The sequence below is a fragment of the Solimonas marina genome (assembly GCF_012241385.1).
GTDB lineage: Bacteria > Pseudomonadota > Gammaproteobacteria > Nevskiales > Nevskiaceae > Solimonas > Solimonas marina.
Map to the genome: position 1 here is coordinate 29,253 of NZ_JAAVXB010000017.1, position 9,001 is coordinate 38,253.

Here is a 9,001-nt window from a genome sequence, read left to right on the forward strand (position 1 = left end):
ATACGGCCTGAGCGCGCTGGCGGACGCAAGGCTCGCGCACCGGCCTCATGGCGGCGGTTCGGCAGCAGCTTGGCCGGCATGGTCGGTAGCGACCGTCAGCGGGGCGTCGCGCAGATAGCGATCGAGAAAGTGCAGCGCGGCGGTGACGGCGGGCTGATCGGTGAGAAATGTCATCACATGGCCACGCCCGTGCAGGATCATCAGCTCACACGGAACGCCTGCGGCGTCGAGCTTCTTCTTGTAGTCGGTGGCGTGATCGAGCGGCACCAGCTCGTCGCTGCCGCCGTGATAGAGAAACACCGGCGGGTCGCCACGATCGACGTAGTCGACCGGCGAGGCTTCGCGGTAGAGCTGTGGCTTCTGCGCCTCGGTGCCGCCGATCAGCTCGATGACCTGGTGATGATGGGTCGGCTTGGTCAGATCGGTGGGCGTGCCGCCGGCGACGACGGCCTCGATGCGGCTGCCGGGCTCGCCGAGCGCGTCGCGCGTGTCGATTCCGCCGAGCAGCGCGGCCAGATGTGCGCCAGCCGAATAACCCCAGGCCCCGATGCGTCGGGGATCGATGTCATAGGTCGCCGCGTTGGCGCGCATCCAGCGCACCGCGAGCTGCACGTCCTGCAGCTGCGCCGGGAAGTGGTAGATCGGCGCAAGCCGGTAATCGATGGCCACCGCGACATAGCCGCGCTGCGCAAGCGTCGTGGCGATCGGCGCCAGCTGCGTGCGCTCGCCGTGGTGCCAGCCGCCACCGAACAGCAGCAACACCGCAGGATGCGCGCCGCTGCCATCGGGCAAATAGAGGTCGGCGCGCAGCTCCTGCGGCCATTCCGGTGGGGTGAAGCGTACGCCGCGCTCGACGTGAAAGGTCGTGTGCGATGGCGTCGGCGGCGGGCCGTCCGGACGGCCGAGCTCGGTACTGCAGGCACTGCACCACAGCACTGCGGCGATGACGGGAACGATGGCGCGCATCCGCACTCCTTGCGAGACGCTGCATATCGTAGCGGTGTGTCGTGACGCTGCGCGGGCCGGGCAAAACGGCTGAACGTCGGCTGACACGCGCAATCAGGAAAAATTCAGTGACGCGCTTTAGGGTGGTTTGCAACGCACATCGTGCGTTTCGCAAAGGAGTGCAGTGTCATGAACAACGTTGCAGCGGGAATCATTGGTGGTGTTGCGGTCGTCGTCGTGGCCGGATCGGCCATGGTCTATGCCTCACACTCGAAGGGCGATGATGCGAAGACGCATACGGTCTGCACCAACGAGAAAGTGGTGACGAACAAGAAGAACGGCACCAATTCGGTGATCGGGACCGTGGTCGGCGGTGTCGCCGGCGGCGTGCTGGGCCATCAGATCGGCGGCGGTACCGGCAAGGATGTCGCGACCGCTGCGGGTGCTGTGGGCGGTGCCTATGCCGGCCACAAGATCGCCAACGATAAATTTCCGGATCAGGACGTGACCTACCAGCAGCAGTGCCACGACGTCGCGAGCTGATCGAGATGTCATGAGCTAAAAGCAGAGGCGGACATCATGTCCGCCTCTGCTTTATGGGTGCTCTACCGCTTGGGGTTTCGGGTGCGCATCCGGCGCATGTTGAATGTGCGCGGACGCGGGATCGCTGGGCGCGTCCGCGCTATCGACCACCGGACAGCCGGGTGTGGCCCCCGGCATCGGTGCACTGGCGGTCATCGCCTGGTGATACATGGTGTCGAGCGACAGCCAGAGCTGTCCGCTTTCGGCACAGTGCGCTGCATAATCGAACAGCTTGTGCATGTGTGCCGGCTTGAAATCCAGCGGCCCGCCGAACGGATAGCCGGTCGGGATCGCCGTCAGCTGAAAGCGCATGCCGTAGCGATCGGCGAAGTTGTAGGCGAGTGCCAGCGCCATGCGAATCTCATGCGTCAGGTTGGTATCGAACGCGCGCGCCACGATCTTGTGCGTGCGCAGACGCGTCTTGCTCGGAAAGCGTCCGAGCTGGCCATCGACGAGCACGTACGCGCGGAAGTTCTGAAGGCGTGGCGCGTCGCGCGTCACCAGTGCCGACACTTCCGGGCCGATGAACAAGGGCATCGTCGTGGCGCCGTCGACATGCATCTCGTCGTATTCGTGACCGTGCTCGGTGACGCGGATCAATACCGGCGGAAACACCGCGGGGATACTGGCGGACGCGACCAGCACATTCGTGAACAGCTTTCTCGCCGCCGGACCGCCGTGCGTCGCGATGGCGCCCATGTCCCAGATGACCGGCTCGCCTTTGTCGAGATCGGTGGTTTCGATGTAGAGCCGCCGTCCGCGGGCGTACTCACGTGCGATCGCCCGGATCAGCTTGTCGGTGACGAATGGGGTGACCAGTTCACGCAGCGGCCGCCCGGCGTACAGCGAACTGCCGAACAGGGCATCGAGCAGGTGACGCTGCAGTAGATGCTCGGAACTGTCGCCAGCCAGCGCGCGGGTCAGTACCGGATCCCAGTCAGGGCCGAGAAAGGCCAGCGGTGCGATCAACGCGCCGACGCTGACGCCAGTGACGAGCTGGAACTCGGGACGCTTGCCGCTGCGTGTCCAGCCAACCAGGGCGCCGGCTCCGAAGGCGCCGCCAGCGCCGCCGCCGGACAGCGACAGGGCATTGATCGGGCCGTCGCCCGCGGCGCGGCGCAACGCTGCGAAGGTCAGCTTCGAATGTTCGAGAAAGGCGTGCTCGCTGTCGTACGCGAGGCGGACGTGCTCGCCTTCGAAGCCGACCGGATCGGCGGTGCTCAGGCGCGGCGCCGGCGGTGGCAGGCGAGGGGCCGGCGCACAGGCGGCGAGCGCTGCGGCTGCGCCGATCAGCATCGCGCTGGTTGGGAGTCGTCTCCGCACCCTGTTTCCCCGACGTTGGCATTGATCCCGCCGCCGACGATAGCCAATCGGCTTCGCGCTGTCAGGTGCGATGCGGCGCGAAGTGCTGTTGCAGCAGTCCCGCGCGCGGATCGTCGGCGCTGCCGACCACGGCGTAGCCATAGGGGCCGCGCACCCAGTAGCGTGCAATCAGGTCACCGTCGCGACGCGTCTCGACGGCGTGGTTGTTCAGGCGCGAACGCGGCCGCAGGTAGACGCTGATGCGTTGCCCGACCTGATCTTCGTAGAGCAGCAACAACGCGGCGCCGGCGTCGGTGACCAGCGGCTGCGCGCCGACCAGCTTGAAACCGGTGATGGTCAGCGATGGCACCGAGCCGGCATCGAAATGCGTGGCCATCCAGTGCTGCAGTGGCAGGGTGTCGCTGCCGCTGAACGCCAGCGGCGCGTTCGGGTTGTCGGCGAACAAGCGATGGGCTTCGACCGCATCGGCCATCGGCACGAACGGTAACGGGGCACGATGGCCGGCCTGCCAGCCGAGCAAGGTGCCGATGCCGAGCGTGAGCAGCAGCGAGGCGGCAATCGCCAGCTGGCCGCGCCGCCGGCTGCGCTGGCGCTCCTGCAAGCGTTGTGCAGAGAAGCGCAATGGCAGCTCGTTGCTATCCGGCATCGCCAGCGCCGTGCGCAGGCGCTTGGCGTCGCGTTGCCATCCGGACACGACCATCGCCCAATCCGGATTGGCCATCAGCCAGTCTTCGACGCGCAGCCGCTCGCTGCGTTCGAGGCGGCCATCGACGTAGGCATGCAGGTCGGCCTCGGTCGGATGCGCCATCATTTGACGATCCTCAGTGCGGCCGGCGCCGCGTCACCATCGCTGAGCCGGCGCAAGGCCTGCCGTGCGCGCGACAGGCGCGACATCACCGTGCCGATCGGCAGGTCGAGGGCGTTGGCCGCTTCCTGATAGCTCAGCCCTTCGACACTGACCAGCAGCAATAGCGCGCGCTGTTCAGCGGGCAGCGCCGCCAGTGCGGCAAGGATCGAGTGCGCAACGATGGTGTCTTCCGGCGACGACGCCTGGCCGGCGTCGCGAGCACCGAACAGGGCCAGGACGCGGCTGAACCGCTTCTGCCGGCGTTGTTCGTCGACGAAGCGGCGGTAGAGGATCGAGAACAGCCAGGCGCGCAAATCGCCTTCCGGCCGCTTGCCGCCGGCGCGCGTCAGCGCCCGCTCCAGGCTCGACTGCACGAGATCGTCGGCGGCCTGCGGGTCCTGCGTCAGCTGCAGCGCAAAGCGCCGCAATCGCGGCAGCAGTGCACGTAGTTCGGCGTCGTCGAAGGGACTCTGATCCATGGCCTTGCGATGGTAGTCCACGGTGAGACGAGCGGCACGTGAATTTATTCCCATATAGCGGTAGATGACACGACCTTCATCGGCCGCTGTCGTCATGCCAGGGGGAGCGAGCGCGAAAGATTTTTCGGGTGGCGGGAATAAACCCCGAAGCGGTTCGTCTGACCGGGCGATACCTCAACAGGATACCTAGTCATGAATCCCGATCATGCGCCGCCGCGGCGCGAACCCTTGCGTGGCGCCGCGGCGCTGGCGCGCCTGACGGCGATTGCCGCCGTCGTCGCCGCTGGTGTCGGCGGATTCACCTGGTTTGCGGGCGTGCTCGGTGGCCGTGGTTTGAGCGCGCGCGCGATCATCGACACCCTGCAGGGGCCGCGGCCGCATGCGGGCTTTCGCCGCAATCACGCCAAGGGCATTTGCGTCAGCGGCTGGTTCGACGGCAACGGCGCCGCCAGCCGTGATTCGCGAGCCGGCTTCTTCGCGCGGCAGCGGGCGAGCGTGATCGGCCGCTTTGCCGAGGCCGGCCCTAATCCTTATGTGCCCGACGGCAGCGCGGCGGTGCGCAGCCTGGCCTTGCAGTTGACGCTGCCGGACGGCGAGCAGTGGCGGACCGGCATGAACGACATTCCGTTCTTCCCGGTGGCGACACCGGCTGGCTTCGAAGCCCAGCTGCGTGCGCAGCAGCCGGACCCGGAAACCGGCAAGCCCGATCCCGCGGCGATGTCCGCATTTATCGCCGCGCACCCGCAGGCCGCGGCGTTGGGGCAGGCGTTGAAGACGATGCCGCGCGCCACCGACTTCGGCAGCGACACGTACAACAGCGTCAATGCGTTCATCCTGCGCGACGCGCTGGGTGGTACGCATGCGGTGCGCTGGTCGCTGCGACCGGAGCAGGTCGCGGACCCGCAAGCCTTGGCCGACGATCCGAACGCGCGCTTCGAACGCTTGCTGCAGCAGCTCGACGCGGGACCGCTGCGCTGGCATCTGATGCTGACGCTGGCGCAACCGGGCGATGCGGTCGACGACGCCTCGCAGCCATGGCCGGCTGACCGGCCGACCATCGATGCCGGCACGCTGACGTTGACCCATGCATCGGGGGAGGATGTCGGCGGCTGCCGTGACATCGTTTACGACCCGCTGGTGTTGCCGGACGGTATCGAAGCGTCCAACGATCCCTTGCTCAGCGCGCGTTCGGCGGCCTACGCCGTGTCCTATCGGAGGCGCGCCGGCGAGCCACCCGGAGACAGCGCCCTGGCCGGACAACAGGCGGGCACGCATGGTGAGGCGCAGCCATGAACCAATCGAACGCATCGCATTTCTCGCGCATCGCGCGCGCCCTGCATTGGACGATGGCGGCGCTGATTGTCCTCATGTTGCTGCTCGGTGCCGGCATGATCGCCGGCGATCCAGCGCAGTACAGCCGCTACATCGTCTGGCACAAATCGATCGGCGTGGCGATCTTCATGCTCGCGATCGTGCGCTTGCTGTATCGGTTGCGCCATCCGGCCCCAGCACTGCCGGATGATCTGTCCGCACTGCAACGCCTCGCCGCGCACGGTTCGCACGTCGCGCTCTACGGCTTGATGCTGGCCTTGCCGCTGGTGGGTTGGGCGATGCTGTCCGCCGGCGGCTATCCGGTGGCGTTGCTCGGTGGCCTGCAGTTGCCGGCGATACTGGCGCCGCACGCACCGACCTACGCGGCGCTGCGCATGTTGCACTCGGTTCTGGCGTGGTCGCTGTTCGCGCTGGTCATGCTGCACCTCGCCGCCGCGCTGCACCACGGCTGGGTGCGGCGCGATGGCGTGCTGGCGACGATGGCGCGCTGGCGCGGCTGAGCCTCAGGATGTTGTCGCGCAGCTCTTGAACTGGGCGTAAGCCTGCTCGAAGCCGGCCAGCGGAATGCTGCGATAAAGGTTGCCGAGCGCGGCGTCACCGGCGACGCGCACCGAAGTGTGCTGGCCGAACGCGGCGATCTCCTCCGGCGACAGCGTGCCGAGCACGCGCTTTTCACTGCGCGAGTCGAGCCGCGACAGATGTGCTTCCGGGCCTTTGTCGAAGCTGATGCGCACCGCCGAGCCACCGATGAAGCCGTAGCTCGATTCGATGCGCAGCGTCGTCGGCGAAGTGAACGCAACGTTGAACATGTCGCGTTCCGGCTGCAGCTCGAGCATGCAACTGCTGCCGTTCTTGACGACGACGAACTTGTTGTCGTCGCCGCCCCAGGCGTCGGCGGTCAGCGAGGCAAGGCACAGCGTCAGGCCGAGCGCGGCCGGGATCAGGAAGGAATGCCGCATGGCGAATCTCCGGGTCTGCAATGAGCGGATGAGCGCTGCGCAGCCGGCGGCTGGACAGCGTCAGGGACTACGGGCCGGACGCCGGGGCTGCGCGGGGCAGGGAATCCGGCGTCGATCCGCGGCATTGCGGACGACGGGCGTCGATCGTCGTACGGCGGCTTCGGCATTGAAGGCGTGCGAGCGACCGCACAACACTAGCACGCAGCGTGCCGGCGCGCGGTCTGCGATGGCTCAGTGTGCGGCCAAGCGGTCGTTGAGGCGCACACGGACGAACTCCATATGCGTCGCCGCGCAGGCCTGTGCGGCGGCCGGGTCGCGCGACAGAATCGCCTCGAGCAGTGCGCGGTGCTGGGTGCGCAGCGCCGCCGCCGTTTCCGACTGCGGCGCCAGGCCGGCGATGCTCAGCTGCACGTGATCGTGCAGCAGCTTCAGCAGCGAACCGGTGAGGTACGAGAACACCGGGTTGTGCGCGGCATCGGCGATCGCGCGGTGAAAGCCGACATCGCTGGCGATCTGCGCCTTGCGGTCGCCGCCGCGATAGGCAGCGTCGACGGCCGCCTCGGCGCGAATCAGCGCGTCGCGGTCGGCCGCGGTGTGGCGCTGCGCAGCGAGCTCGGCGGTGCGGCATTCCATCATCACGCGGAATTCGATCAACGATTCCTGCAGCTGCGGGTGGCGCTGCGCCATCTCCGACCAGATCTCGGCCATGCGCTGATCGCCGGCGTCATTGATATAGGTGCCGGCGCCCTGGCGTCGCGACAGCAGGCCGCGCGCCTCGAGCAGGCCGATGCCTTCGCGCAGGCTTTGCCGCGACACGCCATAGCGCTGCGCCAGCTCGCGCTCCGGCGGCAGGCGGCCGCTGAACTCGCCTTCGAGAATGGCGGCTTCGAGCTGTTGCGCAATACGGTCGCTGCGGCGTTCGGACATGGCGGAAACGGGGACGGGAATCGAGCCGATTGAAATGGTCGGACCAATATCCCACATTCGTCGCTGGCTCGCAGACTGCGCTCATAAACCCATCGCCGTGCGCCATCCGGGCGTTCGCGGCCGACAGGGAGGAGCCATGAAACCGAATCCCGCCGCGACCCAGGTCTATCTGTTCGCGACCTGCGTCATCGATCTGTTCTCGCCGCAGTCCGGGCTCGACGTCGTCGACGTGCTCGAACGGCTCGGCGTCACCGTGCATTTTCCCGAGTCCCAGACCTGCTGCGGACAGCCCGGCTATACCACCGGCTTTCCCGAAGAGGCGCGTCGCGTCGCCGCCGCGCAGCTCGATCTGTTTCCCGAGCCGTGGCCGATCATCGTGCCGTCCGGCTCCTGCGGCGGCATGCTCAAGCACCATTGGCCGAAGCTGTTTGCCGACGATGCCGCACGCCGCGCCCAGGCCGAGAACATCGCCGCGCGCACCTACGAGTTCACCGACTACGTGGTCAACCACCTCGGGCTTGAACTGCCATCCGGTGCGGCGCCGATCAAAGTTGCGCTGCACACCTCGTGCAGCGCGCGCCGCGAGATGAACGCACTGCCGAACGGCCGTGCGGCGCTGGCCAAGCTGCCCGGTGTCGAGCTGCTCGTGCACGACCACGAGTCCGAATGCTGCGGCTTCGGCGGCACGTTCTCGGTCAAGCATCCGGAGATTTCCGCGGCGATGGCGGCCGACAAGCTCGACGCGATCAAGGCCACCGGTTGCGATGGCTTCGTCAGCGCCGACTGCGGCTGCCTGCTCAACCTCAATCTGACCTTGGAGAAGCGGCAGGACGCGCTGCGCGGCCGCCACATCGCGACGCTGATCCGCGAGCGCATGGCGCAGGGAGGCACAGCATGAGCGCCAACCCGATTCGTGACGCTGACGCGCGTGCGCGCGGTGCCATCTTCAAGCGCCTGCGTGCGGCGCCGGCCGGCGAGCCGGTGGCGGTGCCCGACGTCGCCGGCTACTACGCCGCGCGCGCCGTGCCGCAGGACGAGTCGCGTACCGCGCGCTTCATTCGCCACGCGCAGAGCTGGCGTGCCGAAGTGGTCGAGACCACGCCGGCCGACTGGCCGCAGGCGCTGGCCGGCGTGTTCGCCGACAAGCGTCCGGCGCGCCTGCTGCTCGGTCGCGGCACGGCGATCGCCGAGACCGTCGCCGGCTTGCTGCCGGCCGAACAACTGCGCTGGTACGACGAGCCGCTGGCCGGGATCAAGAAGGAACTGTTCGACGAGGTCGACGCCGGCATCACGACCACGGTCGGGGCCGTCGCCGAAACCGGCAGCTTGCTGCTGCATCCGACGCCGGCCGAGCCGCGCACGCTGTCGCTGATTCCGCCGCTGCATATCGCCGTGCTCCACGAGCGCCAGATTTTCGAAACGCTGCACGAGGCGATGAGCACGCAGCGCTGGACCGATGCGATGCCGACCAATGTGTTGATGATCACCGGCCCGTCGAAGACCGCCGACATTCAGCGCGTGCTGGTCTACGGCGCGCATGGCCCCAAGGAACTGGTGATCTTGCTGATCCGCGATGGAGGTGGCGCATGAGCATGCGACACGGTGCT

General features: G+C 67.5%; 11 protein-coding genes. 5 read left to right on the top strand and 6 right to left on the bottom strand.

Annotated features, from left to right (window positions below; all coding sequences use genetic code 11):
- Positions 1 to 45: 45 nt before the first annotated feature.
- On the bottom strand, positions 46 to 966 hold the full coding sequence (locus G7Y82_RS20065; protein ID WP_168149920.1) for an alpha/beta hydrolase: 921 nt from the start codon (positions 964 to 966) through the stop codon (positions 46 to 48).
- A 168-nt stretch (positions 967 to 1,134) separates the two neighbouring features.
- Between G7Y82_RS20065 and G7Y82_RS22020 the strand changes: the two genes are divergently transcribed.
- Positions 1,135 to 1,488, top strand: coding sequence for a glycine zipper 2TM domain-containing protein (locus tag G7Y82_RS22020; protein ID WP_168149921.1), 354 nt, complete (start codon positions 1,135 to 1,137; stop codon positions 1,486 to 1,488).
- 51 nt (positions 1,489 to 1,539) lie between these two features.
- Here G7Y82_RS22020 and G7Y82_RS20075 read toward each other — a convergent pair whose 3' ends face one another.
- The 3 genes from G7Y82_RS20075 to G7Y82_RS20085 form a co-directional block, all read right to left on the bottom strand.
- On the bottom strand, positions 1,540 to 2,850 hold the full coding sequence (locus G7Y82_RS20075; protein WP_168149922.1) for a patatin-like phospholipase family protein: 1,311 nt from the start codon (positions 2,848 to 2,850) through the stop codon (positions 1,540 to 1,542).
- 61 nt (positions 2,851 to 2,911) lie between these two features.
- Positions 2,912 to 3,661 carry an anti-sigma factor family protein gene (locus tag G7Y82_RS20080; RefSeq protein ID WP_168149923.1) on the bottom strand — a complete coding sequence of 250 codons (750 nt, stop codon included), beginning with the start codon at positions 3,659 to 3,661 and terminating at the stop codon, positions 2,912 to 2,914.
- Positions 3,658 to 4,176, bottom strand: a complete 519-nt coding sequence (locus tag G7Y82_RS20085) for a sigma-70 family RNA polymerase sigma factor (RefSeq protein WP_168149924.1) — start codon at positions 4,174 to 4,176, stop codon at positions 3,658 to 3,660. Before G7Y82_RS20085 ends, G7Y82_RS20080 begins: the two co-directional genes overlap by 4 nt.
- 192 nt (positions 4,177 to 4,368) lie before the next feature.
- Here G7Y82_RS20085 and G7Y82_RS20090 point away from each other — a divergent pair, with 192 nt between their 5' ends.
- Both G7Y82_RS20090 and G7Y82_RS20095 read left to right on the top strand, forming a co-directional pair.
- On the top strand, positions 4,369 to 5,469 hold the full coding sequence (locus G7Y82_RS20090) for a catalase family peroxidase (RefSeq protein WP_168149925.1): 1,101 nt from the start codon (positions 4,369 to 4,371) through the stop codon (positions 5,467 to 5,469).
- A complete protein-coding gene (locus G7Y82_RS20095) occupies positions 5,466 to 6,008 on the top strand; it encodes a cytochrome b (RefSeq protein WP_168149926.1) in 543 nt (180 codons plus the stop codon). The genes G7Y82_RS20090 and G7Y82_RS20095 overlap by 4 nt, the downstream gene beginning before the upstream one ends.
- Before the next feature lie 3 nt (positions 6,009 to 6,011).
- On the opposite strand, the gene G7Y82_RS20100 is transcribed toward G7Y82_RS20095, so the two are convergent.
- The gene (locus tag G7Y82_RS20100; protein ID WP_168149927.1) at positions 6,012 to 6,467 is read right to left on the bottom strand and encodes a hypothetical protein; all 456 of its coding nucleotides are present in this window, start codon (positions 6,465 to 6,467) and stop codon (positions 6,012 to 6,014) included.
- Between the two features lie 231 nt (positions 6,468 to 6,698).
- Positions 6,699 to 7,394, bottom strand: a complete 696-nt coding sequence (locus tag G7Y82_RS20105; protein ID WP_168149928.1) for a FadR/GntR family transcriptional regulator — start codon at positions 7,392 to 7,394, stop codon at positions 6,699 to 6,701.
- 136 nt (positions 7,395 to 7,530) lie between these two features.
- Here G7Y82_RS20105 and G7Y82_RS20110 point away from each other — a divergent pair, with 136 nt between their 5' ends.
- On the top strand, positions 7,531 to 8,292 hold the full coding sequence (locus G7Y82_RS20110) for a (Fe-S)-binding protein (RefSeq protein ID WP_168149929.1): 762 nt from the start codon (positions 7,531 to 7,533) through the stop codon (positions 8,290 to 8,292).
- Positions 8,289 to 8,984, top strand: coding sequence for a LutC/YkgG family protein (locus tag G7Y82_RS20115; protein WP_168149930.1), 696 nt, complete (start codon positions 8,289 to 8,291; stop codon positions 8,982 to 8,984). The genes G7Y82_RS20110 and G7Y82_RS20115 overlap by 4 nt, the downstream gene beginning before the upstream one ends.
- Positions 8,985 to 9,001 lie beyond the last annotated feature (17 nt).